This is a genomic window from Geodermatophilus sp. URMC 64 (assembly GCF_053502555.1).
Genome location: NZ_CP199955.1, coordinates 3,456,786 through 3,482,636, shown reverse-complemented (window position 1 = coordinate 3,482,636; position 25,851 = coordinate 3,456,786). Strand labels below are relative to the sequence as shown.

Below are 25,851 nucleotides of genomic sequence, written 5' to 3'. Positions count from 1 at the left end.
TCGAGCGCCGACTCCTGCCGCGTGGCTCGCAACGTTCCCGACCGCACCCTGGCGACGGCTCTGCGGTGCACGGTGCGAGGCCTGTGCCGCGTGAGCGCTCTGGTGGACGCCTCCTGGGGCATCCCGGCGGAGCGGATCCGGCTACAAGGCGGCGAGGACGTGTCCGGCCGCTGCCATGACGCGACCGCGGGCAGGGCGAGCGGCGGTGATCCGGCCAGCGTGGGCCCCGGCACCGAACGCCCAGCGCAGGGCGACGAAGCGAACCAGGCCGACGGCACCCGTGACGACGCCGACCACCACCAGCTGAGCCACCGCACTTCTGCCCGGCGCCAGGGCATCGAACCAACCCAGCGCCGCAGTTGTGGTCACCATCCCTGCCAACGCCAGCCCGCCACCCTCCCACTGCGCCTGGAGCCAGGAAACCCGCCCACCGGCGTGGAAGGTCAGCCGGCGGTGCAGCTCGTTCGCCAGCGCGGAGGAGGCGATCGAGCCCGCCACGTTGGCGGTCTGGCTGCCGGCATCCGCGAGCAGGAGGAACAGCATTCCGTACAGGACGTTGGCGGTCAGCCCGACGCCGACGAAGCGGACAAACTGCGCCCGGCCGTCGTCCCCACGGAGCCGATCCAGCAGCCGAGGGATCCGCCTGTGCGCACGTCCATCTTCTGCCAAGGCGGGACCGAGTGTGATGTTCACGAGCTGACCCCTCAACGAATCACTTGCCGACGCAAGTGAACATACGCCCAGTTCACTTGCGTCACCAAGTGAAGGGCTGCGCGTGTGGGGCATGTCGCAGAGGGAGCTCGAGAGTCGAGTCCAAACCCGCGGCGACTCCCGACGGAAGCAGCCGGCTGCAGGACGAACTCCCGCGACTCGGCCGCTATCCGCTCCTCGAGGTCGACGAAGTGGGCTACGTGCCCTTCGAGCCCGAGGCGGCCAACCTGTTCTTCCAGCTGGTCTCCGCCCGCTACGAGGCGGACCTCGCTGATCGTGACCAGCAACAAGCCCTTGGGCCGCTGGGGGGAGGTCTTCGGCGACGAGGTCGTCGCCGCCGCCATGATCGACCGACGGGTCCACCACGCCGAAGTAATCTCACTCAAGGGCGACAGCTACCGGCTCAAGGACCGAGACCTTGGCCGGTCCGCGGCCGCCACCGAAGACGCATGACCACGAGGGTCAATTTTCGGCCATCGTTAGAGGTCAACTTTCGACCATCGTTGACAGAGCTATCGACGAGGCACACGAACGTCGCAGGTGCACGCGTCGCTCAAGCCGCCTTCACGGACACCGAGAGGCCAAGCCGACTCTCTAGCAAGGCGTCGCTTGCGACCGGCCTTCGCCGAGCGCACTCACGGCCGAGCAGCACTGGAGACTCCAAGATCACAAGGCATCACGACTCCTGCATTTCAGTGAAGCGACCGGCCGCTACCCACAACGGCCAACAGATCGGCAGACGCACCTCAGATAGCCAATTTCGGCCATCTTTTCTCGCATGTACTCAAGCCTTCACTCGAAACGGCACGCATGCTACCAATGAGGTAGCACAAAGGCGTTGCTCCGCGAGGCCCTTCGCTATTACCAGGGTTGCTGTTGGACATTGTTGGATGGCGATGAGAAATGCGTGGCGGGATGAAGGTATACGCCGGTTCGCCGGCGGCTGCCCGGGCATACCTGGAGGCCGACCGGGGGCGGGCCGATGACTACTACCTGGCCGAGGGCACCGGCTGGGCCCGCCGCTTCGTCGGCCACGGCGGGCGGGTGGGGGAGCGGGCATCGCTGAGCGGGGATCTCTACCAGGCATGGGTGGCCGGCCAAGACCCGGCAAGTGGCGAGCCGCGGGGCCGGCTGCGCACCGACGGCCGGGCGGTGCGCTTCGTCGAGGTGGTCATCAACGGACCGAAGTCGTGGTCGCTGGCCGCCGCGCTGCACTCGGACATCGCCGCCGCCTACGACGCGGCGCAGGACCGCGCCGCGGTCGAGATCGTCGGCTGGCTGTCCAGGCACGCGACCACCCGGGTCGGGCCGCGCGGCGGCCAGGTACAGGTGCCGGTCGAGGTACTTGAGGCGGTGACCGTGCGGCACTACACCTCCCGCGCCGGGGATCCGCACCGGCATCTGCATCTGCAGGTCGGTGCTCGGGTCTTTGCCGCGGGAAAGTGGCGCGGGCTGCACACCGTCGGCGTTCGCGACTTCCTCGCCGCCATCAACGGAGTCGGGCACGCCGCGGTCGCCTGCGACCCGCAATTCCGGGTGGCGTTGGCTGCGCACGGCTACACGGTCGACGAAACTGGAGAAATACTGCAGCTCGCCGAGTACATCGGCCCGTTCAGCGCACGGGCGGCACAGATCGGGCGAAATGCGGACCGCTATGAACGCGAATGGATGAAGGTGCACCCCGGCGAACAGCCAGGCCCGGTGCTGCGCCGGGCTTGGGACGCCCGAGCCTGGGCAGACGGACGCCCGGACAAGGTCATTCCCCGATCGGGCGCGGACCTGACTGCGCGGTGGCGGGCCGAACTCGCCGCCCTCGGCTACCGCGACCCCGCCCGGCCGGTCGGGATGCGGCCGACCCCGGTCGGCGAGCTGCACCGCGACCAGGCGGCGGAGCGGATCCTCACCCGGCTGGGCGCCAGTCGCTCGGCGTGGAATGCCGCCGACATCCGCGGCGAGGCCGAACGGCTCGTCGCCGCCGAGGGCATCATCGCCGACGCCGCGGTGCGCACCGAGTTGGCCGAGGACCTCACCGCGCGGGCCTTGGCCCGTTGCTTTCTGCTGCTGGAGCGGGAGGAGCTGCCCGAGCACATCCGGGCCTGGACCTCCCGGTGGGTCCTCGACGTCGAGGCTGACCTAACGGAGCGGCTCGCCACCCGCAGCGCCCACCCGGCCGCACCGGGCGGGGAAGAGCTGAAGTTGCCGCTGCCGGCGCCGGCTCGGCTGGATGCCGGCCAGGCCGCGGCGGTCACCGTCCTGGCCGGCGACCGGGCGCTGGTCGTGCTGGAGGGGGCGGCCGGGGCGGGCAAGACCACCACCTTGGCGGCCACCCGCCAGCTGCTGCAGGCTCGAGGGCGACGGCTGGTGATGGTCACCCCGACACTGAAGGCCGCTCGGGTCGCCGCCGCCGAGGTCGGTTCCGCCGCGGGCTCGGCGGCTTGGCTGGCCTTCCACCACGGCTGGCGCTGGAACGACGAGGGTGTCTGGACCCGGCTCGAAATCGGCCGGCCAGATCCAGTGACCGGTGCGGTCTACGCCGGGCCGCCCGAATGCGCCCGCCTACGTCGCGGTGACCTGCTCGTTGTCGACGAGGCCGGCATGCTCGACCAGGACACCGCCCGCGCGCTGCTCACCATCGCCGACGAGTGCGGGGGACGACTGGCCCTACTGGGGGACCGCCATCAGCTGGCCGCGGTCGGCCGCGGCGGAGTGCTCGACCTCGCCGCCCGCGAGGCCCATCCGGCCGCGGTGCTGACACTGGGCGGAGTGCATCGGTTCACCCGCACCGACGCGACCGGCCGTAGCGTGCCCGACGGCGAGTACGCCGAGTTGACCCTGGCCATGCGTACCGGCGCCAACCCCGGCGCGGTGTTCGACGCGCTGGTTGGACGCGGCCAGATCCGGATCCACCCCGATCCGGCGGCGCTACGCGAGACGTTGGCCGCGCTCGGCGCTGGCCCTCGAGACGCTGATGCAGTGGCGGTCGTCGTGGACACCGGGGAGCAGGCCAACGAGCTCAACGCCGTCATCCGCGACCGGCTCATCGCCGAGGGGCGGGTCGACGACGACCGGGTGACGACCACCCGGGCCGGGCAGCGGATCGGCGCCGGCGACCGGGTCGCCACCCGCCGCAACGACCGCGCCCTAGGCGTGGCCAACCGCGACACCTGGACCGTCACCGCTGTCCGCGAACACGGCGAAATCGTCGTCGTCCCTGTTTCCCGTGCGCTAGGCAGCGCCAGGGCAGGCGATGTCATCCCCGGCAGGGGAGGGGAGCGGGTACTGGCCGGCAACTACGTCGGCTCGTACGTGGAACTCGCGCATGCGTCGACGGCGCACGGCATGCAAGGCGACACGGTCCGCGCCGCGCACGTGGTGGTCGGTGAGCACACCGGCGCCGCGTCGGCCTACGTCGGCATGACCCGCGGCCGGACCGCCAACACCGCCCACCTGGTCGCGGCCGATCTCGCCGAGGCCCGAGAGCAGTGGATCGCCGTGTTCGGCCGCGACCGCGCCGACCTTGGTCCCGGCCACGCCGCTGAACTGGCCGCCCGGGAGGCCGCCCGCCACGCCACAGCGCGACCGCTCGAGCAGGTGCTGGCCGACCTGCACCAGGCGTGGACGGCCGAGCAGCGCTGCCTCGATCGACTCGCCATCCTGCAGCCGCTGCGCGACGCGCTCCGGACGAAGGTGTCGCTCGAGGCCGACCGGACCGACGCGGTCGTCGCGGAGGAAGTGAACTACCGGCGGGCCCTACGCGACGCCGACCGCGCCCGGCAGCGGACCGACACCAGCGGCGCGGTGGTCGCCGCCGCGGCAGGCCGGATCCGGGAGGCGGCGCTCGTCCGCTGGGACGTCGACCGGACGGCCGCCGCTCAGGCCACCCGGACCGTGCTGAAGGGAGCGGGCCGGCTCGTGCTGCGGCGGGCCGCGGTGGCCCGCGCCGGCCGGCAGCTCAGCGACTGGGCCAACACCTGGCGCCCGTACCTACCGGACCTGCCCACAGCTCCTGGCCGGATCGCGCAGGTCGCCGGCCGGCCCGACGCCCGAGCCGCGCTGGAGGCGGCGTTCGGCGCTGCCACCCGACGCATTGCCGAGGAGGCTCATCCGGAGCACGCCGAGCTGCGCGCGGCCGCCGATGCCGCCCAGCACGCGGTGGAGCAGGCCCGGCGTTCGCTGGCCGAAGCCCGCCGCCGGCACGGCGACCGCGTCACCGGCTTCGGAGCCGCGCCCGGGACCGGCGACGACGCCGCCGACCGGCTCGCCGGCATCGAGCGCGACATGGCCGCCACCCGCCAGCAGCTGACCGAGGCGCGGAGGCACATCGCGCAACTGGCGGCCGAGCCGGCTCTGCTAACCCAGCCGCCCGACCGGCTCACCCGGGAGCGCGACACCTGGCGGGCCCGGCGCGCCACCGAACAGCGGCGCAGTGCGGCAGTTCCGCGGCCAACTGCCCCGACGCCTGACTTTCTCCAGTCGCCGCCGCGGTTACGGGAGCTGTCTGCCGACTGGCGGAGCAGCGTTCCGCCGCTCGGGCGGTGAACAGGCGATCTGCCGCCGATGGTCGCCGTGGTGGGTCAGGGATGGGCGCACTGGAGATCGACTGGAGATCGCCGGACGAGTCTGGCCGTGCGATGTCACCACACGACCCGATACAGCGCCTTCTCGGTACAAGAGCCGACCACCGACCAGCCCAGGAGCCAACATGCCCGATCCCACCGCCGGTTCCCAGCCCGAGCTGCTCACCATCGCCGAAGCCGCCGAACTCGTCCGCGCACCGGTCGCCACATTGCGCTACTGGCGCCACCTCGGCACCGGCCCGCGCAGCTTCCGCCTCGGTCGCCGAGTCCTCTACCGCCGCGAGGACGTGCACGCCTGGATCAACGACCGGCACAGTGAGAATCGCGCCGGCCGTCCTTGACCGACCCTGTTGTGTCGGACAATACTTACCCCAGAGATCCGGTTCACGCAGTCGGCGCGCAGGCACCGCATCGGTCGGACCTCCGCCCGGCACGTCCTGGCCACCGCCGAACCGGCCGCGGTCACCACGACCAGCGGCGCCGACGCCTGGCGCTACGTCGGGCCCGACGAGCGGGGGCGCGAGCTGGAGGTCATCGCCCTCGAGGTGCACCCGGCCGACGGCGGGCGGACGTACCTGCTGGTCATTTACGTCATGCCGACCCAGCTCCGAGGAGACCGCCCATGACCGACCGCACCCGCCCCTCCGTCACCGCCGACTCGCCGATCGGTCCGGACGTCGACCTTGACGAGGACGACGTCCGACTGGCCGACGGGACCCGGCTGACCGAGCAGCGCGCCGCGGAGATCGTCGAGGAGGTCCGGCGTCGCGGCGGTCGCCCGTCCCTCACCGGAGAGGCCGCCGTCTCGCCACGCATCGCCTTCCGCGTCACCCCAGGTGTCCGCGACCGCGCCGCCCAGATCGCCGCCCGCGAGGGCAAGACCGTCTCCCAGCTCGCCCGTGAGGCGCTCGAGGCACGGGTCGCAACGGAGCCGCACGCCTCCTGACGGAGCACGACATCCCTCTGCCTGCGCTTCGGATTGGAGAGGCTCGTGGCCTTTCGCAGCATCCAGGACCGGTGGTACGTCACCGACCCGGCCACGGGGAAGCGCGTGTCGAGCGCCCGGCACGGGCAGGGGATGCGCTATCGGGCGCGCTACAAGGACGCGGCGGGGAAGGAGATCACGCGAGCGTTCGCTGACAAGGAGAAGTCCAAGGCGCAGCGATGGCTCGACGAGGTCACGGCCAGCCAGGTGACCGGCACCTACGTCGACCCGAAGACGGCCCGGACGACGGTCGGCGAGTGGTGCGAGACCTGGTTGGCCGGCTACGCCACGCGCCGCCCGCGGACAGTGCGGCAGGCGCAGGTGCACGTCGCTCAGATCGAGGCCGCGTTCGGTCCGATGCCGTTGTCGGCCGTGCGGCCATCGGAGATTCGATCGTGGACGGTCAAACTCAAGGCGGACGGCCTGGCGGACAGCTACGTCTATGCGCTGCACTCGCGCCTGTCGCAGGTCATGAGCGACGCGGTGCACGACGGGCTGCTGGCGCGCAATCCTTGCTCGCGGCGCACCTCGCCGGGGACAGGCGGTCAGCGCCCCCTACGTCGCCACGACCGAGCAGGTGTGGGCGCTGCACGACACGGTCGCCGAGCACCTGCGCCCGGCGATCCTGTTGGGGGCCTTTGTCGGGCTGCGAACCGCCGAGGCGGTGGGCCTGCGGGTCGCCGACGTCGACTTCGCGCGTGGCGTCGTGCGGCCGGCCCAGCAGGGCAACGGGGAGCCGCTCAAGAGCGAGACGTCCCGCACGCCGCTTCCCATCCCACAGGAACTGGCGTTGGAGCTATCGGCCGCCGTGGCTCGCTGGGGCGGCGAGTACGTCGTCACCGACGGCCTCGGTCGACCGACCTCGACGTGGGCCATCGAGCGGGCCATCCGCTCCGCCCGGCGGAAGATCACCGGGCTGCCCCAAGCGTTCCGCTTCCACGACCTGCGGCACTACCTGGCAAGCCTGCTCATCGGCAGCGGCCTCGACGTCAAGGTCGTCCAGCACCGGCTCCGGCATGGCAGCGCCAAGACCACGCTCGACACCTACGGACATCTCTGGCCCGACAGCGACGAGTCCGCACGGGCGGCTGTCGCTGCTGTGCTGGTTGCTCGTGGGGACTGGTTGGGGACTGAGCGGGCTGACCTGCGGAAAATCGCAGGTCAGCCCGCCAATTTACTCAGATGTCGTAGTACATCGCGAACTCGTGCGGGTGCGGGCGCAGGCGGATCGGGTCGATCTCGTGCTCCCGCTTGTACTCGATCCACGTCTCGATGAGGTCGGGGGTGAACACCCCGCCGTCCACCAGGTACTCGTGGTCGGTCTCGAGGTTGTCGAGGACGGCGTCGAGCGAGGCGGGGACCTTCTCGATGCCCAGGGCCTCCTCGGGCGGCAGCTCGTAGAGGTCCTTGTCGACCGGCGCCGGCGGCTCGATCTTGTTCTTGATGCCGTCGAGGCCGGCCATCATCATCGCCGAGAAGGCGAGGTAGGGGTTGGCCGACGGGTCGGGCACGCGGAACTCGATGCGCTTGGCCTTGGGGTTGTCACCCGAGATCGGGATGCGGCAGCAGGCCGAGCGGTTGCGGGCCGAGTAGACCAGGTTGATCGGCGCCTCGTAGCCCGGCACCAGGCGGTGGTAGCTGTTCACCGTCGGGTTGGTGAAGGCCAGCAGCGACGGGGCGTGGGTCAGCAGGCCGCCGATGTAGTGGCGGGCGGTGTCGGACAGGCCCGCGTAGCCGGTCTCGGCGTGGAAGAGCGGCTCGCCGTCCTTCCAGAGGCTCTGGTGGCAGTGCATGCCCGAGCCGTTGTCGCCGAACAGCGGCTTGGGCATGAAGGTGACGGTCTTGCCGTGCGCCCACGCGGTGTTCTTGATGATGTACTTGAACAGCATCAGGCTGTCGGCGGCACGCAGCAGCGTGTCGAACTTGTAGTTGATCTCCGCCTGGCCGCCCGTCCCCACCTCGTGGTGCCCGCGCTCGAGCTCGAGGCCGGCGTTGGCGAGGTTGGCCATCATCGTCGAGCGCAGGTCGCTGTAGTGGTCGAACGGCTCGACCGGGAAGTAGCCGCCCTTCGGGCGGGTCTTGTAGCCCAGGTTGGGGCCGCCGTCGGGGCCGGTCAGCGCACCGGAGTTCCAGGACCCCTCGATCGAGTCGATGTGGTAGTAGCCCTCGTTGATGCCGGTCGAGTGCCGGATCGAGTCGAAGATGTAGAACTCGGCCTCGGGGCCGAAGTAGGCGGTGTCGGCGATGCCGCTCGCGGCCAGGTACGCCTCGGCCTTCTTGGCCACGTTGCGCGGGTCGCGGCTGTAGGCCTCCCGCGTGATCGGGTCGTGGATGAAGAAGTTGACGTTCAGCGTCTTGTGCACCCGGAACGGGTCGAGGAAGGCGCTGTTGGCGTCGGGCAGCAGCAGCATGTCCGACTCGTTGATCGCCTGGAACCCGCGGATCGACGAGCCGTCGAAGCCGAGGCCGTCCGCGAATGTGTCCTCGCCGAAGGCCGACGCCGGGATGGTGAAGTGCTGCATGACGCCGGGCAGGTCGCAGAAACGCACGTCGACGAATTCGACGTCGTTGTCGCGGATGTAGGCGGCGACCTCGTCGGGACTGGTGAACATCGATCCTCCGGGAGTGGGCGGACAGCCGACGGCGACGCTACGAGCGCGGAGTTGCCCTCCGGTGTCTCGGTTGTTTCGGGCCGGTAACAAGGGCTTCCGGCGTGTCGCCGCGTCCCCTGCAGGGTCCCGCCGCGAGCTGGCGAGTGGTGGGGGCAGGGGGTCCTTTAACTACGCTGGCGGTCATGGTCAGGGACGCAGCCCAACCCTCTCAGGAGCGCCGGCGCGGCGCCTCTCTGGGGTTGCCCGCCGAGGGCCCCGGCTCCCTGGCGAGCTTCGGCACCCGCGTCGTCGCCTTCCTCGTGGACGCGATCGCCTCGGCGTTCGTCGCCGGTCTGTTCACAGCACCGCGCCTGCCCGGCAACTGGAGCCTGGTGAGCTTCGCGGCCATCACCGTCGTCACGCTGGTCGCCTTCGGGCAGACGCCCGGTATGCGGGTGTGCGGGCTGCGGCTGGCGCACCCGCAGGAAGGGTCGCGGCTCGCCCTCTGGCGCGCCGTCGTCCGGACGGCGCTGCTGATCCTGCTGCTGCCGGCCCTGCTGGTCGACGCCGACGGCCGCGGGCTGCACGACCGGCTCACCCAGACCGCCGTCGTCCGGGAGCGGTAGCTACCGCTCGACCTGCAGGCCCGACTCGATCGCGAACACGACGAGCTGGGCCCGGTCGCGCGCCCGGAGCTTGAGCATCGCCCGGCTGACGTGCGTGCGCACCGTCGCCGGGCTGACCACGAGCTCCGCGGCGATCTCGTCGTTGGAGCGGCCGGTCGCCACCCACGCCACGATCTCCCGCTCGCGCTCGGTGAGCTCGGCGATCCCCGGGCGCGGGGCCGACCGGCGGGCCGGCGCCGCGGCGAACTGCTCGATCACCCGCCGGGTGACGGTGGGGGAGAGCAGCGACCCGCCGTCGGCGACCACCCGGATCGCCCGCAGCAGCTCCGCGGGGTCGCCGTCCTTGAGCACGAAGCCGCTGGCGCCCGCGGCCAGCGCCTCGAACACGTACTCGTCGAGCTCGAACGTCGTGAGGACGACGACCCGGACGCCGGCGAGCTCGGGATCCTCGGTGATCCGGTGCAGCGCCGTCAGCCCGTCCATGACCGGCATCCGGATGTCCATGAGGACGACGTCCGGCCGGGCCGCGCGGACCAGGTCCAGGCCGGCCGCGCCGTCGGCGGCCTCACCGACCAGCTCGGCGTCCGGCTCCGACTCGAGCAGCACGCGCAGGCCCATGCGCACCAGCGCCTGGTCGTCGACGACGGCCACCCGGATCACGGCGATTCCACCTGTGACGAAACCGCGAGCGGCAGCTCGGCCCGGACGACGAAGCCGCCCGCCGGCGCCGGCCCGGCGCTGAACCCACCGCCGACCGCCTCCGCCCGCCGGCGCATCCCGGCGATGCCCGACCCCGGGGTGGCCGCGGTCCCGAGTCGGACGGCGCCGCGGTCGCGCACCTCGACGGTCAGCCCGCCGTCCCGGCACGCGACGCGTACTTCCGCCGGGGCGCCGCCCGCGTGCCGCAGCACGTTGGTCAGCGACTCCTGCACGATCCGGTAAGCCACCGCACCGACCTCCGCCGGGACGCCGGGGCAGGGCTCGATCCGCTCGGTCAGCGTCAGCCCGCCGGCCCGCATCCGCGCCAGCAGCTGGGGCAGATCGTCCAGTCCCGGTAATGGATGGCGCGCGGCCGCGTCGTCGGGAGAGCGCCACCGGGTCAGGTCGGCGCGCAGCCCGTCCAGCGCCTCGCGGCTGGTCGCCTGGATGGAGGTCAGCAGCTCGCGGGCCCGCTCGGGGTCCCGGTCGAGCACGTGCAGCGCGACGCCGGCGTGCATGGCGATCACCGCGAGCCCGTGACCGACGCCGTCGTGCACGTCCTGCGCCATCTGCAGCCGCTCCTCGGAGACCGCGCGGCGGGCCTGCTCCGCGCGCACCCCCGCCTCCGAGCGCCGGCGCACCTGCAGCGCGGCGCCGATCGCCGCCACCCCGCCGACCGCGGCGGCCCAGGCGCCGGTCCAGCCCAGGTGGGCGACCCACCCGCCGGTGCCGTCGGCGTAGAACGCCGGCGCGGCCGCCGCCGTCGTCACCAGCAGCAGGCCGCCGACCCACGCCAGCGCCTCCCGCCACGGCCGCCGCGCGGCGACCGCCCACGCCGCCGCGGGGCCGGTCAGCAGGATCGGCCCGAACGGGAAGCGCTGCGCCAGGTAGACCGAGATCGCCGCCGCGACGAGGACGACGGTCAGCCGCGGCGCCCGCCGCCTGAGCACCAGCGCCAGCGCGGCCACGGTGACGCAGAGGTAGGCCACGGGGCCGGGTGCCCGCAGCCAGTCCAGCTGCTGCTCGGCGGCGCGGTCGGTGCCGACCAGCCCGATCGCCAGCAGCGGCAGCGCGGGCACGAAGTCGCGCCAGTCCAGCCGAGCGGGAGCCACGCGGCGACGATAGGCGCGCGGGCGGCGTCCGACGTCGTCCCCGCCGCGGCACCGGGCTACGCAGATCTGCGTACGCCAGGAGCCGCTCCGGGGGCGACGACGGCGCAGACGCTGCGGCGACACGCTCTCCGGCATGGACGAGATCGTGGTGACCGACCGGCTGACCAAGCGCTACGGCGACCGGCTCGCCGTCGACGCGGTGAGCCTGACCGTGCGCCGCGGGGAGGTCTTCGGCTTCCTCGGCCCCAACGGCGCGGGCAAGACGACCACCCTGCGGATGCTGCTCGGCCTGGTCCGGCCCAGCGCCGGCCGGGCGACCGTTCTCGGCGGGCCGCCGGGCAGCCGGGCCGCGGTGGCCGGCACCGGGGCGCTGGTCGAGGGCCCGGGCTTCTACCCCTACCTCTCCGGACGCGACAACCTGCGGGTGCTGGCCCGCTACCGCGGCCTGTCCGAGACCGCCGTCGACACGGCCCTGGATCGGGTGGACCTCACGGGGAGGGGCCGGGACACGTTCAAGTCCTACTCGCTCGGCATGAAGCAGCGGCTGGGCGTCGCCGCGGCGCTGCTCGGGCACCCGGAGCTGCTGGTCCTCGACGAGCCGACCAACGGGCTGGACCCGGCCGGCATGGCCGACATGCGCGCGCTGCTCGTCGACGTCGCCGCCGGCGGGCAGACGGTGATCCTCTCCAGCCACCTGCTGGCCGAGGTGCAGGAGATCTGCGACCGCGTCGGCGTCATCTCCGACGGCCGCCTGCTGGCCGAGAGCACCGTGGCCGACCTGCGCGGCGCGGCCGCGGTGGTGCTGCGGGCCGACCCGCTGGACCGGGCGCTGGCCGTCGCCATGCGGGTCGCCGGCGACGACGCCGTCGCGGTGGTGGACGACGGCCGCGCGGTGCGGCTGGAGGGCGGAGCGACGGTGGTGCCGGCGCTCACCCGCGAACTGGTGGCCGAGGACGTCGACGTGCGGGAGATCCGCACCGTCGAGCGGTCGCTGGAGGAGGTCTTCTTCGAGATGACGGAGGGAACGCGATGAACGGGCTGACCGCCGCCACCCGCGCCGAGCTGCTGCGGCTGCGCCGCTGGCCCGCGCTGTGGGTCCTGCTCGGCGTATGGACAACCCTCAACGTGAGCTTCGGATATGTCTTCGACTACGTCGCCTATCGCACCGGCGACTCGAGCGGCTTCGCCAACGGCTCCCCGCCGGACGCGCTGCTCGCCGGGCTGCTGCCGTCGGCGGCGCCGATCACGCTGGTGCAGGGCATGCCGATGTTCGGCGGCGCACTGGTGATGATCCTGGGGGCGCTCGCGGTCGGCAGCGGCTACGGCTGGGGCACGTGGAAGACGGTGTTCACCCAGGGTCCCGGCCGCGGCGCCGCGTTCGGCGGCACGCTGGTCTCCCTCGCCGTCGTCGTCACCGGTCTGGTGCTGGTGTCGGCCGTGGTGGACCTCGGCGTCTCCAGCGGCATCGCGGCGGTCGAGGGGCAGCCGATCGACCTGCCGCCGGCCGGTGACTGGATCGCGGCGCTCGGCACGGGCCTGCTGGTCATGGGCATGTGGGCCGCGGCCGGTGTGCTGGTCGGCGTCCTCACCCGCAGCCCGGCCCTGGGCGTCGGCCTCGGGCTGCTGTGGGCGCTGGTGGTGGAGACCCTGCTGCGGGGGGTCAGCGGCGTGCTCGACGCGATCGCCGTCGTCACCGACCACCTGCCGGGCGCCGCGGCCGGGTCGCTGGTCGGGGCGCTCGGCGGAACCGGCGAGCGGACCCCGGGCGTGGTCGACACCCTGACCGGGCCGGTCGCCACCGTCTGGCTGGCGCTCTACCTGGCCGGGTTCACCGCCCTGGCGCTGGCCCTCGTGAAGCGCCGCGACGTCCCCTGAGGCGGAGGGAGCTTTCGGTACAGAAAGCCCGCGGGCTTTCTGTACCGAAAGCCCGTTCAGCGGCGGCGGACCTGGCGCTGGCTGATGGTCATCGACTTGCCGCCGGGCAGCGGGCCGCCGGGCACCGGCATCTTCGGCCCGCCGAGGGCGCTCATCCGCCGGCCGAGGGCGTTGACCTCGGCCGCGCTCAGGTTGCGCGGCAGCTTCATGACGTGCGCCGACAGCTTGCGCAGCGGCACCTGGCCCTCGTCGTCGCCGACGATCACGTCGTAGATCGGGGTGTCGCCGACGACGCGTGCGACCTTCTTCTTCTCCTGCGCCAGCAGGCCCCGGACCCGGCTCGGCGCCCCCTCACCGACGAGCACGATCCCCGGCCGGCCGAGCACCCGGTGGACGGCGTCCAGCTGCGGGGTACCGGCGACGCCGGAGGTGACCCGCCAGTCGCCGCGCATGCCCTCGAGCACCCAGGACGCCGCGCCCGGCTGGCCCTCGACCTGCCGGTAGGCGGTGCCCTGCGCGCGCCGGCCGAAGACGATCAGCGCGGCGAGGACGGCGAGCAGGATCGCGATCGGCAGGAACAGGAACGGCGAGCCGAGCAGGATCGCGATCACCTCGACGACCGCGAAGACGCCGACGAAGACCATGAGCAGGATCCACGGCAGCTTCGGGTCGTTCTTGCGGGTCATCGAGTAGGCCTGCTTGATCATGCCCAGCTGCGCGCCGAAGCGCTTCAGCCGGCCAGGCTTCTTCTCGCCGCTCTTCTTGTCGCCCTTGCGGCCGGATGCGCTCGCGCCGCTCGCAGCGCCCGCGCTGCGCCCCCGCCCGCCGGCCGCGGGGCCGCGCCCGGCCTTGCCGCTGGGAGCAGGGGTGTCTGTGGGCTTGCTGCGTGCCATGCCCAAGAGTTTAGGGGCGCGCCGCCGCCGTCCCTCGGATCAGGCCAGTGGCGTCACTCCGCGCGCGCCTCGATGGCCTGCTGGTACAGGCGGCCGGCGCGGTAGGAGCTGCGCACGAGCGGCCCGGCCAGCACCCCGGCGAAGCCGATCCTCTCGGCCTCGGCCGAGAACCCGACGAACTCCTCGGGCTTGACCCAGCGGACGACGGGGTGGTGGCGCACCGACGGCCGGAGGTACTGCGTGATGGTCAGCAGGTCGCAGCCCGCGTCGTGCAGGGCCTGCATGGTCTCGACGACCTCGTGCGGCTCCTCGCCCATGCCCAGGATCAGGTTGGACTTGGTGACCAGGCCGGCCTCGCGGGCGGCGGTGAGCACCGACAGCGAGCGCTCGAACCGGAAGCCCGGGCGGATGCGGCGGAAGATCCGCGGCACGGTCTCCACGTTGTGCGCGAGCACCTCGGGCCGCGAGCCGAACACCTCGGCCAGCTGGTCGGGCTTCGCGTCGAAGTCCGGGATCAGCAGCTCGACGCCGCACCCGGGGACGGCGGCGTGGATCTGCCGGACCGTCTCGGCGTACAGCCACGCCCCGCCGTCGGGCAGGTCGTCGCGGGCGACGCCGGTGACCGTGGCGTACTTCAGCTGCATGGTGGCGACGCTCTCGGCCACCCGCCGCGGCTCGTCGGCGTCGAAGTCGGCGGGCTTCCCGGTGTCGATCTGGCAGAAGTCGCACCGGCGGGTGCACTGGTCCCCGCCGATGAGGAAGGTCGCCTCGCGGTCCTCCCAGCACTCGTAGATGTTGGGGCAGCCGGCCTCCTCGCAGACCGTGTGCAGCCCCTCGCGGCGGACCAGCGACTTCAGCTCGGTGTACTCCGGGCCGGTGCGCAGCCGGGTCTTGATCCACTCCGGCTTGCGCTCGATCGGGACCTGGCTGTTGCGGACCTCGAGGCGCAGGAGCTTGCGGCCGCCCGGGCCGATCGGGGAACCCGGATCCGTGGTCGGCGCGGCCGTCTCCGTCATGACCTGCACGGTACCCCGGACGCGCGACCGCCCCGGGCCGAGCGCGGGGCTCGTCCCGGGGCGTCGTCCGTCCGGGTCAGGCGGGGTCCTGCGGGTTGAGCTTCTCGCCGGTCCCGCTGCCGGTCGCGTCGGTCGCGGTCTGCGGCCGGTCGCCGGGCGCGGCGGTGGCAGTGCCGAGGTCCGCTTCCGTCGGGGCGATCGAGCCCGGCTCCGGTGCGGACTCGCGGAGGTCCTCGCCGTACGCCAGCTGCTGCGGCTGCGCGCCGAGGTCGGAGTCGGGCGGGGTGGCGTCGCCGGGGGAGGTCTCCGCGGTGGAGACGGCCTTGCCGGCCGTGTCACCGGAGGAGCTGCTGCTGGGGGAGCTGGGCACGGGGTCCTCCCGGTAGCTGGGAACGGGGCCGTCACCGGCCGGGGCGGGGGTCCAGGAGTCGTTCGACCCCTTCAACCGCCGGAGGACGGCGAACGCGACGCCGCCGACGGCGAGGACGGCGAGCAGCCACGGCCACCGCCGCGGCTGGGGCTCCACGCCGACCTTCCGCTTGGCCTTGGTCGCCGACTTCTTCGCCTGCGTCCGCCGCTGCTTGGCGGCCTTCCTCTTCGCCTGCGCGCGCGCCTCGGCTCCGGTCGCGCTGAGGTCGGCCCGGACGGCGTCCAGCTCGGCCAGGGCCGACTCGACTCCCGCGGCGACCGCCTCACGGGCGGCGGCCACCTTCGGCGTCGCGTAGGCCAGCGCGGCCGCCTGCGTCGCGGCGAGCTTCGGGACGACGTCCTTCTCCAGCGCCTCGCGCGCGGCCTCGACCCGGGGCGCGAGGTCGGCGGCGGCCTTGACCGCGGCGGCCCGGGCGGCCTCCACCCGCGGCGCGGCTGCCACGCGCGCGGCGTCCACGCGTGGCGCGAGCGCCTCGAGCGCCGCCTCGACCCGCGGGGTGACGGCCTCGCGGGCCGCCTCCACCCGGGGCACGAGCGACTCGCGGGCGCCGGCCACCACCGGCACGGCGGCGGCGACGGCGGCGGCCACCTTGGGGGCGGCGGCCTCCCGGGCCGCCCCCACGCGGGGCGCGAGCTCCTCCGCGACGGCGCGACCGGCCTCGGTCACGGCCGTCCCGAGGTGGCTGAAGCCCTCCTGCAGCTCGGCGCTGATGACCTCGCCATGCGTCTTCTTGCGGAACACGGCATGCACCCTTTCCAAAAGATCGACTCGCGGCCATCCTGCCCGGTCCGGGCGACGAGCACACCCCGGGCCGGCCCGGTGGGCGGAGGTCCGCGCCGCTGGCTAGCGTCGGGCCCGTGCAGCTGCGGATCTTCACCGAGCCCCAGATGGGCGCCACCTACGACGACCTGCTGGCCGTGGCGCGGCGGACCGAGGAGACCGGCTTCGACGCCTTCTTCCGGTCCGACCACTACCTGACGATGGGCGGCGACGGGCTGCCCGGCCCGACCGACGCCTGGGTCACCCTGGGCGGCCTGGCGCGGGACACCGCGCGGATCCGGCTCGGCACGCTGATGACCTCGGCCACCTTCCGGCTGCCGGGGCCGCTGGCCATCGCCGTGGCGCAGGTCGACCAGATGAGCGGCGGGCGGGTCGAGTTCGGCCTCGGCGCCGGCTGGTTCGAGGCCGAGCACACCGCCTACGGCATCCCGTTCCCGCCGACCGGCGAGCGCTTCGACCGCCTCGAGGAGCAGCTGGCGGTGCTCAGCGGGCTGTGGCGGACCCCACAGGGCGAGACCTTCGACTTCGCGGGTGCGCACTACCGGCTGGCCGGCTCCCCGGCGCTGCCCAAGCCGGTCCAGGACGGCGGCATCCCGATCATCGTCGGCGGCCTCGGTGCCCGGCGGACCCCGCGGCTGGCCGCCCGCTACGCCGCCGAGTTCAACGTGCCCTTCGCCGGCCCCGAGGAGAACGGGCGGCTGTACGCCGGCGTCCGGGCGGCCTGCGAGGAGGCCGGCCGGGACCCGGCGTCGCTGGTGTACAGCTCCGCGGTGACCGTCTGCGTCGGCAAGGACGACGCCGAGGTCGCCCGGCGTGCGGCCGCGATCGGCCGCACGCCGGGGGAGTGGCGGCCCTCGGACGCCGGCGGCACGCCGGCCCAGGTCGTCGACGTCCTGGGCCGGTATGCCGAGGCCGGGGCGCAGCGGGCCTACCTGCAGGTGCTCGACCTCGCCGACCTCGACCACCTGGACCTGATCGCCGCCGAGGTCGCGCCGCAGCTGGCCTGATCCCTCAGGGGGTCCACCGCGGGTCGCGCCCCTGCCAGGCGACCAGCCGCTCGATCGGCGGCGCGTCGCCGGGCACCGGGACCACCGGCCCGAACGGCACGCCGGGCCCGCGGCCCTCGGCCGGCAGCATCCGGTGCGTGGCGGCGAGCGCGACGGCGAGCACGTCGTCGTCCCAGGCGGGGTGCTGCCCGGTCGCGGCCGCGAGGTCCCAGGTGTGGGCGGACAGCTCACCGGTGTAGGTCGCCAGCGCGACCGCTCCGCGGTGCGTCCCGTAGGGCAGGGTGAGCTCCCGGTCGAGCAGCGCGTCGTCGGCCCACACGGCGAGGACGTCGTCCGCGGCGGACCGGGCGGCGGCACCCCAGCCGTCGTCCGGCACGTCGGTGCTGACCTGCGGCACGGAGAACGGCGGTTCGCCGCGGCCGACCGCGGCCACGCGGCGCAGCACGCTCAGCAGGTGGCCCACGAGTGCTCGGACGTCGTAGTCGGTGCACGGCGTCGGGTCGGTGAGCTGGTCGGGCCGGACGGCGCTCAGCGCGTCGACCGCGGTGGCGACGGCGCCGGCGAACGCGGGACGGGGGTCGGTGATGGCGGGTGTGGATGTGGTCATGCAGCCACCGTCGCAGCGAAACTGGCCACCTTCTGGCCACTTTTCGTGAGAATCCTGAACCGTGCGCGCCGACCGCCTCATCGCCGTCCTCCTGCTCCTGCAGACCAAGGGGCGGGTCACCGCCGCCGACGTGGCGCGGGAGCTGGAGATCTCCGAACGGACCGCCCGGCGCGACCTCGAGGCGCTGGGCATGGCCGGCGTCCCGGTCTACAGCTCACCCGGCCGCGGGGGCGGCTGGGCGCTGGTCGGCGGCGCCCGCACCGACCTGACCGGACTGACCGTCGACGAGGCGCGGGCGCTGTTCCTGGCCGCCGGCGCAGCCCCGGCCGCCGGGCCGGCCGTCGAGGCCGCGCTGCGCAAGCTGCTCGGGGCGCTTCCCGCGCCGCTGCGCGAGGGGGCCCGGGCGGCCGGCACCGCCGTCGTCGTCGACGCCGCGACCTGGGGCCGCACGGCGCCGCCGGAGCCGCCGCACCTGCCGGCCCTGCAGCGGGCGGTGGTGGACGGCGAGCAGGTGGTCCTCGGCTACCGCGGCCGCGGCAAGGCGCCGTCCACCCGCACCGTCTCGCCGCTCGGCCTGGTGACCAAGGGTGGCGTCTGGTACCTCGTCGCCGGCACCGAGGCGGGCGTGCGCACCTTCCGCGTCGGCCGGGTGACCGACGTGACGCCGACCGGGGCGCCGGTGCGGCGGCCGGACGGCTTCGACCTGCGCGCGGCCTGGGAGGCCGGCGTGGGGGAGGTCGAGCGGCGGCGCGCCGAGGTCCGGCTGCAGGCGCTGGCCGATCCCTCGATCGTGCCGCTGCTGCGCCGCTGGCTCGGTCCGGCGCAGGTGACCGTGGGCGAGCCCGCCGACGACGGGCGGGTGCCCGTGGAGCTGGGCGGGCCGTCGGTGGAGGTCCTGGCCGCGCAGTTCGCCGGCTTCGGCCGGAGGCTGGAGATCACCTCCCAGGAGGCGCACCCGCGGCTGCGCGCGCTCGCCGAGGAGCTGGGCGGCCTCTACGGGAGCTGAGGGGTCGCGTCGAGCAGGAAGGGCCGGGGCGTGGCCAGCCAGCCGAGGAAGTCGTCGACCGGCATCGGCCGCGCGATCGCGTAGCCCTGCGCCACGTCGCAGCCGAGCGCGGCCAGCTCCGCACCCATCGCGGCGTCCTCCACGCCCTCGGCGACCAGCCGCAGGCCGAGGTCGTGGGCGAGCGCCACGGTGTGCCGGACGATGGCCGCGGCCCGCCGGTCGCGGTCGACGTCGCAGGTCAGGCTCCGGTCGAGCTTGAGCTCGTCGGCGGGCAGGTGGCGCAGGTAGGCCAGCGAGCTGTAGCCGGTGCCGTAGTCGTCGATCGAGGTGCGGATCCCGAGCCGGCGCAGCTCCCCGAGCACGGCCCGGCCGCGGTCCGGGTCGCCCATCAGCGTGTCCTCGACCAGCTCGAGGGTGAGGGCCGAGGAGGGCAGCCCGTGCCGGGCGAGCGCGCCGGCGACCTTGGCCGGCAGGTCGAGGTCGGTGACGTTGGCGGCGGACAGGTTCACCGACACCGGCACCGGCCGCTCGGGCCACCAGCGCGCGGCCGCGGCCACGGCCAGGTCGAGGACGGCGTCGGTCAGCGGGCGCAGCAGCCCGGCCTGCTCGGCCGCGGGCAGCAGGTCGCCGGGGAAGAGCAGCCCGCGCGTCGGGTGCTGCCAGCGGACCAGCGCCTCCGCGCCGACGACCGCGCCGTCGGCGAGGTCGACCTGCGGCTGCAGGTGCACGAGCAGCTCGTCGGCGGTGAGCGCGGTGCGCAGGTCCTCCATGGTGCGCAGCCGGTCGCCCGAGCCGCTGCCGGGATCCGGCACGTACACGTGCACGCCGTGCCGGCCGGTCTTCGCCGTGTACATGGCCACGTCCGCACAGCGCAGCAGCTCCGTGACGGTCGCGGCCGGCACCGGCGCGGTGGCGACGCCGATGCTCACGCCGACGTGCAGCCGGGTGCCCTCGACGGTGAACGGCTCGAGCAGGAGGGCACGGACGGACCGGGCCAGGTCGTGCGCCCGGTCCAGGTCGGCGTCGGGCAGCAGGACGGCGAACTCGTCGCCGCCGAGGCGGGCGAGCAGGTCGGCGGGCCCGAGGGCCGGCAGCAGCCGGGGGCCCACCTGGCGGAGAAGGGCGTCCCCCGCGGAGTGGCCGAGGCTGTCGTTGACCTCCTTGAAGCCGTCGAGGTCGAGCAGGAGCAGGGCGGCCGGCCGCCGGGCGCTGGCGTCCGCGACCACCCGCGCCGCGTGCTGCAGCAGCGCCCGGCGGTTGGCCAGGCCGGTCAGCTCGTCGGTGCGGGCCTGGTCGCGGACGGTGTGGAAGTCGCGCATCTCGCGGAAGGTGACCGCCGAGCGCGCCAGCGAGGCGGCGATGCAGGCCACCGCGCACCAGCCGGCCAGGTCGGAGAAGCGGTCACCCCAGCCGGCGCCCAGCACGAGCAGGCTGCTGACGTTGCACAGGAACGGGACGGCCATGACCTGCCAGCCGATGCGGGCGCCGGGGGCGCCGCCGGCGTGCCCGTCGCCGGCCGCCGGGCCGCCGTGGTAGGCGGCCAGGGCGGTCAGCGCGACGCCGGCCAGCCACGTCAGGTCCAGCGGCCCGCCCTCGACGTAGATGTCCTGGGTCGCGAGGTCGACGAAGACGATGTCCCCGGCGAGGTTGGCGAGGATGCCGAGGAGGAGGAGGGTGACCGAGGCGTCCCGGCGCAGCCCGAGGACGGCGCCGACCACGCCGAGCAGCGCCAGCAGCAGGATGTCGGCGACCGGGTAGGCGAGGCTGGTGGCCACGGCCAGGGGGTCGCCCTCGGTGACCTCCAGCGCCGGGCCGAGCAGGACCGCGATCGCCAGTGCCGCGGCCCCCAGCGCGCCGATGAGGCCGTCGAGCCACATGCTCGCGTGGAAGCGCGGCACCCGGGTCCGCAGGAACGCCCCGAGGCCGACGTAGAGCGGCAGGTAGTAGCCGAGGTAGAAGGCGTCGGCCACCGACGGGAACGGCTCGGGGTCCATCCGCGCGACCACCAGGCTGTAGACCAGGTTGCCCACGGCCCCGAACACCATGGCCACCGCCATCGCGCACCACGCGAGGCGGTCGGCGCGGTCGCGGCGGGCGGCGCCCAGGCAGACGAGCGCGCCGAGCAGGTAGATCGCGTTGTACAGCCCCAGGTCGTAGGTGGCCGCCCAGACCTCGCCGTCCGGGCGCGGCCCGACACCGGTGGCGAACAGCGCGAGGCAGCCGAGCATGGCGGCGGCGCACCAGCGCACCCACCGTGCCCGGCGTGCGGTCGCCGGCCTCGCGCGTGTCACGGAAGAGGGATCGGCCGCCGCCCTCGACGGCCGTAGCCCCGCCGGGCCTGTCTCATCCTCCGGGGGGAGCGGGCGCCCGAGCCCGGTGTCCGGCGTCGGGCGCCCGGGTAGCGGGGTAGGCTGGATGCGTGTCCGGTGGGCTGCTTCTTGTGCGGCCGTGCTGACCTGAACGAGACGGACAGCACGGCGACCCCTCCTGCGTGAGGGGTTTTTTTCTGCCCACCGACGCCAACGAGGACCCAGGAGCGAGCGCGATGAGCCAGACGGCCAGCCAGACGGGCACCGAGCCGACCAGCACCGGCACCGGCGGCGAGGTGCCCCCGCACCGGTACACCCCGGCGCTGGCGCAGCGGATCGAGCTCTCCTGGCAGGACCGCTGGGAGGCCGAGGGCACCTTCCACACGCCCAACCCGACCGGGCGGCTGTCGGCCGGCTTCGACCGGGTCGCCGACCGGTCCAAGTTCTTCGTGATGGACATGTTCCCGTACCCCTCGGGTGCCGGCCTGCACGTCGGCCACCCGCTGGGCTACCTGGGCACCGACGTCACCAGCCGGTTCCGCCGGATGGACGGCGACAACGTGCTGCACCCGATGGGCTACGACGCCTTCGGCCTGCCCGCCGAGCAGTACGCCGTCCAGACCGGGCAGCACCCGCGCATCACGACCGAGGCCAACATCAAGGCCATCAAGGCGCAGCTGCGCCGGCTGGGCGTCGACCACGACGACCGCCGCAGCTTCGCCACCATCGACCCCGGCTACTACAAGTGGACCCAGTGGATCTTCCTGCAGATCTTCGGGTCCTGGTTCGACGAGGAGGCCGGCAAGGCGCGCCGGATCGAGGAGCTGGTCGCCGAGCTGGACGCCGGCACCCGGTCGCCCGCGCCGGGCACCAACCCCTCCGGCCGCCCGTGGGCCGACCTGGACGAGGTCGAGAAGCGCACCGTCGTCGACGCGCACCGGCTGGCCTACCTGCACCAGGCGCCGGTCAACTGGTGCCCGGGGCTGGGCACCGTGCTGTCCAACGAGGAGGTCACGCCCGACGGGCGGTCCGAGCGGGGCAACTTCCCGGTGTTCCGGCGGCCGCTGACCCAGTGGATGATGCGGATCACCGCCTACGCCGAGCGGCTGCTGGCCGACCTGGACCGGCTGGACTGGTCGGACTCGCTGAAGCAGATGCAGCGCAACTGGATCGGCCGCTCGACCGGCGCGCGGATCCGGTTCCCGGCCGCGAACGAGACGATCGAGGTCTTCACCACCCGGCCCGACACGCTGTTCGGCGCCACCTACATGGTGCTGGCGCCCGAGCACCCGCTGGTCGAGGCGCTGACCGCCGAGGCGTGGCCGGCCGGCACCGACCCCCGCTGGACCGGCGGCGCGGCCACCCCCGCCGAGGCGGTCGCCGCCTACCAGAAGCAGGCCTCCCGCCGCTCCGAGCTGGACCGGCAGAACGAGGCGCGCGAGAAGACCGGCGTCTGGCTGGGCGTCACCGCGGTCAACCCGGTCAACGGGGACGAGCTGCCGGTGTTCATCGCCGACTACGTGCTGACCGGCTACGGCACCGGCGCGATCATGGCCGTGCCCGGCGAGGACACCCGCGACTGGGAGTTCGCCGAGACGTTCGGTCTGCCGATCGTGCGCACCGTGCAGCCGCCGGACGGCTGGGACGGCGGCGCGTACACGGTCGCCGGGCCGATGATCAACTCGGCCAACGACGAGGTGTCGCTGAACGGCCTGGCCAAGGCCGAGGCGATCGCGACCATCACCGAGTGGCTGGTCGCGCACGGCCACGGCGAGGCGACGACCACGTACAAGCTGCGGGACTGGCTGTTCAGCCGGCAGCGGTACTGGGGCGAGCCGTTCCCCGTCGTCTACGACGAGGACGGGCTGCCGCGCGCGGTGCCCGAGTCGCTGCTGCCGGTGCTGCTGCCGGAGGTCGACGACTACTCGCCGAAGACCTTCGCCGACGACGACGCCGAGTCCGCGCCGGAGCCCCCGCTGTCGCGCGCCACCGACTGGACGACGGTCGAGCTGGACCTGGGCGACGGCCCGAAGAAGTACCGCCGCGAGACCAACACGATGCCCAACTGGGCGGGCTCCTGCTGGTACTACCTGCGCTACCTGGACCCGGGCGACGACGAGCGCATGGTCGACCCCGAGCTGGAGCGCTACTGGCTGGGCCCGCGCGAGCCCGGCGACGTCGGCGGCGTCGACCTGTACGTGGGCGGGGTCGAGCACGCCGTCCTGCACCTGCTGTATGCGCGGTTCTGGCACAAGGTGCTGTTCGACCTGGGCCACGTCTCCAGCGAGGAGCCGTTCCGCCGGCTGGTCAACCAGGGCTACATCTCGGCCTACGCCTACACCGACGAGCGCGGCTTCTACGTGCCGGCCGCCGAGGTGGAGGAGCGCGACGGGCAGTTCTTCTACCAGGGGGAACCGGTCAACCGCGAGTACGGCAAGATCGGCAAGAGCCTGAAGAACATGGTCACGCCCGACGAGATGATCGGGCAGTACGGCGCGGACACCTTCCGGGTGTACGAGATGTCGACGGGCCCGCTGGACCAGTCGCGGCCGTGGGAGACCAAGGCCGTCGTCGGCTCCCAGCGGCTGCTGCAGCGGGTCTGGCGCGTGGTCGTCGACGAGGAGACCGGTGCGGTCCGCGCGGCCGACGTCGAGCCGGGCGAGGAGACGCTGCGCGCGCTGCACCGGGCGATCGCCGGCGTGCGCGACGGCATGGCGACGCTGCGGTTCAACATCGCGATCGCGCGGATCACCGAGCTGACCAACCACCTGACGTCGGCGTACGGGGCGGACCAGCCGGTGCCGCGGTCGGTCGCCGAGCCGCTGGTGCTGCTGCTGGCGCCGCTGGCCCCGCACATCGCCGAGGAGATGTGGGCGCGGCTGGGCCACTCGTCGTCCCTGGCGTGGCACGCCTTCCCGGTGGCCGACGAGCGCTGGCTGGTCGAGGACACCGTCGAGGTGGCGGTGCAGGTGAACGGCAAGGTGCGCGCCCAGGTGCGGGTGCCGGCCGACGCCGACGCAGCGGCGCTGGAGGCGGCGGCGCGCGCGGACGAGAAGGTCGCCGGCTACATCGACGGGAAGACGGTGCGCCGCGTCGTCGCCGTCCCCGGCCGGCTGGTCAACTTCGTCCTCGGCTGATGCGGAGGCCGAGAGCGCAGGTTTCCTGCGCTCTCAGCCCCCGACAGCAGCGGCGGCCGGGCTGAGGACGGCGCGCATCGCGGACTCGACCTCGTCGATCACCTCGGCGACGGGGACGTCACGGCCGAGCTCGGCCGACAGCGAGGTGGCGCCGGCGTCGACGATGCCGCACGGGATCATGTTCGCGAACGCCGCCATGTCCGGGTCGCAGTTGAGCGCGAAGCCGTGCATGGTGACGCCCTTGGCGACCCGGACGCCGATCGCGGCCACCTTGCGGTCTGGGCCCCGCTCGTCGGCGCGCACCCAGACCCCGCTGCGGCCTTCCACCCGCTCCGTCGCGACGCCGAGGCCGGCGCAGACCTCCATCAGGGCCTGCTCGAGGCGCCGCACGTGGGAGACGACGTTCTTGCGGTCGGGCAGCGTGACGATCGGGTAGCCGACCAGCTGGCCGGGACCGTGCCAGGTGATCTTGCCGCCGCGGTCGACGTCGATGACCGGCGTCCCGTCGAACGGGCGCTCGTGCGGCAGGGTGCGCCTGCCCGCCGTGTAGACCGACGGGTGCTCGAGCAGCAGGAGCGTGTCCGGCGCGGAACCCTCCACCACCTGCGCGTGGAGTTCGCGCTGGCGGGCCCAGGCCTCCTCGTAGTCGATCAGTCCCAGCCGCAGCACCTGCAGGTCGCTCACGGCCATCAGCGTAGGCGCCGGGGCTCGAGGCGCGTCTCGACGACGCCGCCGTCCGGGCCACGCTGCACGCGGTAGGCGGCCTTGTCCGGGCGGTCGGCGACCGCCTCCACGAGTTCGGTCCCGCGGTAGACCAGGCCGACGCCGTCGTCGGTCGCGTGCCCGGCCGGCAGCGTGCCGTCGGCGACCAGTCGCTGGTAGAGGGGACGGCGCTGCTCCTCGCTGTCGTAGTGGACGCCGTTGGACGTGGGGATCATCCCCAGCCCGTTCGTGACCGGCCGCAGGTCCGGGCCGTAGGAGTCCGTCGTCCCCCCGACGTGCCAGCACAGCGACCCGGCCGACACCCCGCCCAGGACGACGCCGGCGTGCCACACCTCGTGGAAGACCTCGTCGAGGCCGTGCACCCGCCACACCGCCAGCAGGTTCGCCACGCTGCCGCCGCCCACCCAGACGACGTCCTGGGCGAGCAGGTGCGCGCGCATGTCGGGGACCGTCGGCATGGTGAACAGGCTGAGGTGGCTGACCTCGACGCCGCTGCCGGCGAACGCGCCGTACACGCCGGCCACGCGCACCGGGTCGTCGCCGGTCGCGGTGCCGAGGTAGCAGAGCTTCGGCCGGGCGGGCGCGCCGGCCAGCTCGAACGCGAGGTCGAAGACCGGACCGGGCGCCCAGTCGTAGGGGCCGCGGCCGCGGCTGTCGAAGCCGATGCTGGTGGCCAGGATGGTCGGTGCGGACGCCGGCATGCCCCGAACCTAGGTCGGCGGCCTGTGGACAACGGCGGCGGGGCACCGCACCGTCGACCTACCGTC

At 73.7% G+C, this 25,851-nt stretch carries 22 protein-coding genes and 1 pseudogene; 12 read left to right on the top strand and 11 right to left on the bottom strand.

Annotated elements, in window-relative coordinates; genetic code table 11:
• Positions 1 to 141 precede the first annotated feature (141 nt).
• Positions 142 to 693, bottom strand: a complete 552-nt coding sequence (locus ACWIYF_RS16925) for a GtrA family protein (protein ID WP_448623993.1) — start codon at positions 691 to 693, stop codon at positions 142 to 144.
• Positions 694 to 845: 152 nt separating this feature from the next.
• Here ACWIYF_RS16925 and ACWIYF_RS16920 point away from each other — a divergent pair.
• From ACWIYF_RS16920 to ACWIYF_RS16895, 6 genes and pseudogenes are all read left to right on the top strand, one after another.
• Positions 846 to 1,164 (top strand): annotated as a pseudogene (locus ACWIYF_RS16920) (ATP-binding protein); the annotation flags it as partial.
• A 462-nt stretch (positions 1,165 to 1,626) separates the two neighbouring features.
• Complete coding sequence (gene mobF / locus ACWIYF_RS16915; RefSeq protein ID WP_448623992.1) at positions 1,627 to 5,250, top strand: MobF family relaxase; 3,624 nt, start codon at positions 1,627 to 1,629, stop codon at positions 5,248 to 5,250.
• 163 nt (positions 5,251 to 5,413) lie between these two features.
• Complete coding sequence (locus ACWIYF_RS16910) at positions 5,414 to 5,629, top strand: helix-turn-helix transcriptional regulator (protein ID WP_448623991.1); 216 nt, start codon at positions 5,414 to 5,416, stop codon at positions 5,627 to 5,629.
• A 9-nt stretch (positions 5,630 to 5,638) separates the two neighbouring features.
• On the top strand, positions 5,639 to 5,914 hold the full coding sequence (locus tag ACWIYF_RS16905; protein ID WP_448623990.1) for a hypothetical protein: 276 nt from the start codon (positions 5,639 to 5,641) through the stop codon (positions 5,912 to 5,914).
• Positions 5,911 to 6,234: a hypothetical protein gene (locus ACWIYF_RS16900; protein ID WP_448623989.1), complete on the top strand. Its 324-nt coding sequence runs from the start codon at positions 5,911 to 5,913 to the stop codon at positions 6,232 to 6,234. The genes ACWIYF_RS16905 and ACWIYF_RS16900 overlap by 4 nt, the downstream gene beginning before the upstream one ends.
• Positions 6,235 to 6,850: 616 nt before the next feature.
• Positions 6,851 to 7,549: a tyrosine-type recombinase/integrase gene (locus ACWIYF_RS16895; protein ID WP_448623988.1), complete on the top strand. Its 699-nt coding sequence runs from the start codon at positions 6,851 to 6,853 to the stop codon at positions 7,547 to 7,549.
• On the opposite strand, the gene glnA is transcribed toward ACWIYF_RS16895, so the two are convergent.
• The gene (gene glnA, locus ACWIYF_RS16890) at positions 7,452 to 8,885 is read right to left on the bottom strand and encodes a type I glutamate--ammonia ligase (protein WP_448623987.1); all 1,434 of its coding nucleotides are present in this window, start codon (positions 8,883 to 8,885) and stop codon (positions 7,452 to 7,454) included. The genes ACWIYF_RS16895 and glnA overlap by 98 nt on opposite strands.
• A gap of 182 nt (positions 8,886 to 9,067) precedes the next feature.
• On the opposite strand from glnA, the gene ACWIYF_RS16885 reads away from it, so the two are divergent.
• On the top strand, positions 9,068 to 9,490 hold the full coding sequence (locus ACWIYF_RS16885) for an RDD family protein (protein WP_448623986.1): 423 nt from the start codon (positions 9,068 to 9,070) through the stop codon (positions 9,488 to 9,490).
• Here ACWIYF_RS16885 and ACWIYF_RS16880 read toward each other — a convergent pair whose 3' ends face one another.
• Positions 9,491 to 10,150, bottom strand: coding sequence for a response regulator transcription factor (locus ACWIYF_RS16880; protein ID WP_448623985.1), 660 nt, complete (start codon positions 10,148 to 10,150; stop codon positions 9,491 to 9,493).
• Positions 10,147 to 11,301, bottom strand: coding sequence for a sensor histidine kinase (locus tag ACWIYF_RS16875; RefSeq protein WP_448623984.1), 1,155 nt, complete (start codon positions 11,299 to 11,301; stop codon positions 10,147 to 10,149). Before ACWIYF_RS16875 ends, ACWIYF_RS16880 begins: the two co-directional genes overlap by 4 nt.
• A gap of 133 nt (positions 11,302 to 11,434) precedes the next feature.
• On the opposite strand from ACWIYF_RS16875, the gene ACWIYF_RS16870 reads away from it, so the two are divergent.
• Complete coding sequence (locus ACWIYF_RS16870; RefSeq protein ID WP_448623983.1) at positions 11,435 to 12,334, top strand: ABC transporter ATP-binding protein; 900 nt, start codon at positions 11,435 to 11,437, stop codon at positions 12,332 to 12,334.
• Complete coding sequence (locus tag ACWIYF_RS16865) at positions 12,331 to 13,176, top strand: ABC transporter permease (RefSeq protein WP_448623982.1); 846 nt, start codon at positions 12,331 to 12,333, stop codon at positions 13,174 to 13,176. The genes ACWIYF_RS16870 and ACWIYF_RS16865 overlap by 4 nt, the downstream gene beginning before the upstream one ends.
• 56 nt (positions 13,177 to 13,232) lie before the next feature.
• Here the strand turns inward: ACWIYF_RS16865 and ACWIYF_RS16860 are convergent, their stop codons facing one another.
• The 3 genes from ACWIYF_RS16860 to ACWIYF_RS16850 all read right to left on the bottom strand — a co-directional run bounded on the left by ACWIYF_RS16860 (position 13,233) and on the right by ACWIYF_RS16850 (position 16,256).
• The gene (locus ACWIYF_RS16860; RefSeq protein ID WP_448623981.1) at positions 13,233 to 14,069 is read right to left on the bottom strand and encodes a DUF4191 domain-containing protein; all 837 of its coding nucleotides are present in this window, start codon (positions 14,067 to 14,069) and stop codon (positions 13,233 to 13,235) included.
• Positions 14,070 to 14,122: 53 nt separating this feature from the next.
• Positions 14,123 to 15,085 carry a lipoyl synthase gene (lipA, locus tag ACWIYF_RS16855; protein WP_448623980.1) on the bottom strand — a complete coding sequence of 321 codons (963 nt, stop codon included), beginning with the start codon at positions 15,083 to 15,085 and terminating at the stop codon, positions 14,123 to 14,125.
• Between the two features lie 76 nt (positions 15,086 to 15,161).
• Positions 15,162 to 16,256 (bottom strand): hypothetical protein, encoded by a 1,095-nt coding sequence (locus tag ACWIYF_RS16850; RefSeq protein ID WP_448623979.1) that lies wholly within the window; start codon positions 16,254 to 16,256, stop codon positions 15,162 to 15,164.
• A gap of 116 nt (positions 16,257 to 16,372) precedes the next feature.
• Here ACWIYF_RS16850 and ACWIYF_RS16845 point away from each other — a divergent pair, with 116 nt between their 5' ends.
• Entirely contained in the window at positions 16,373 to 17,302 is a 930-nt protein-coding gene (locus ACWIYF_RS16845) for an LLM class F420-dependent oxidoreductase (RefSeq protein WP_448623978.1), read from the top strand.
• 4 nt (positions 17,303 to 17,306) lie between these two features.
• Here the strand turns inward: ACWIYF_RS16845 and ACWIYF_RS16840 are convergent, their stop codons facing one another.
• A complete protein-coding gene (locus tag ACWIYF_RS16840) occupies positions 17,307 to 17,909 on the bottom strand; it encodes a TIGR03086 family metal-binding protein (protein ID WP_448623977.1) in 603 nt (200 codons plus the stop codon).
• A gap of 61 nt (positions 17,910 to 17,970) precedes the next feature.
• Between ACWIYF_RS16840 and ACWIYF_RS16835 the strand changes: the two genes are divergently transcribed.
• Complete coding sequence (locus tag ACWIYF_RS16835; protein WP_448623976.1) at positions 17,971 to 18,915, top strand: helix-turn-helix transcriptional regulator; 945 nt, start codon at positions 17,971 to 17,973, stop codon at positions 18,913 to 18,915.
• Here the strand turns inward: ACWIYF_RS16835 and ACWIYF_RS16830 are convergent.
• Positions 18,903 to 21,206: a putative bifunctional diguanylate cyclase/phosphodiesterase gene (locus tag ACWIYF_RS16830; protein WP_448623975.1), complete on the bottom strand. Its 2,304-nt coding sequence runs from the start codon at positions 21,204 to 21,206 to the stop codon at positions 18,903 to 18,905. The genes ACWIYF_RS16835 and ACWIYF_RS16830 overlap by 13 nt on opposite strands.
• Before the next feature lie 254 nt (positions 21,207 to 21,460).
• On the opposite strand from ACWIYF_RS16830, the gene leuS reads away from it, so the two are divergent.
• On the top strand, positions 21,461 to 24,361 hold the full coding sequence (gene leuS, locus ACWIYF_RS16825; protein WP_448623974.1) for a leucine--tRNA ligase: 2,901 nt from the start codon (positions 21,461 to 21,463) through the stop codon (positions 24,359 to 24,361).
• Positions 24,362 to 24,394: 33 nt separating this feature from the next.
• Here leuS and lipB read toward each other — a convergent pair whose 3' ends face one another.
• Together lipB and ACWIYF_RS16815 are read right to left on the bottom strand one after the other, a co-directional pair.
• Positions 24,395 to 25,045, bottom strand: coding sequence for a lipoyl(octanoyl) transferase LipB (gene lipB, locus ACWIYF_RS16820; protein ID WP_448623973.1), 651 nt, complete (start codon positions 25,043 to 25,045; stop codon positions 24,395 to 24,397).
• A gap of 5 nt (positions 25,046 to 25,050) precedes the next feature.
• Positions 25,051 to 25,785 carry a Type 1 glutamine amidotransferase-like domain-containing protein gene (locus tag ACWIYF_RS16815; protein ID WP_448623972.1) on the bottom strand — a complete coding sequence of 245 codons (735 nt, stop codon included), beginning with the start codon at positions 25,783 to 25,785 and terminating at the stop codon, positions 25,051 to 25,053.
• Positions 25,786 to 25,851: the final 66 nt, after the last annotated feature.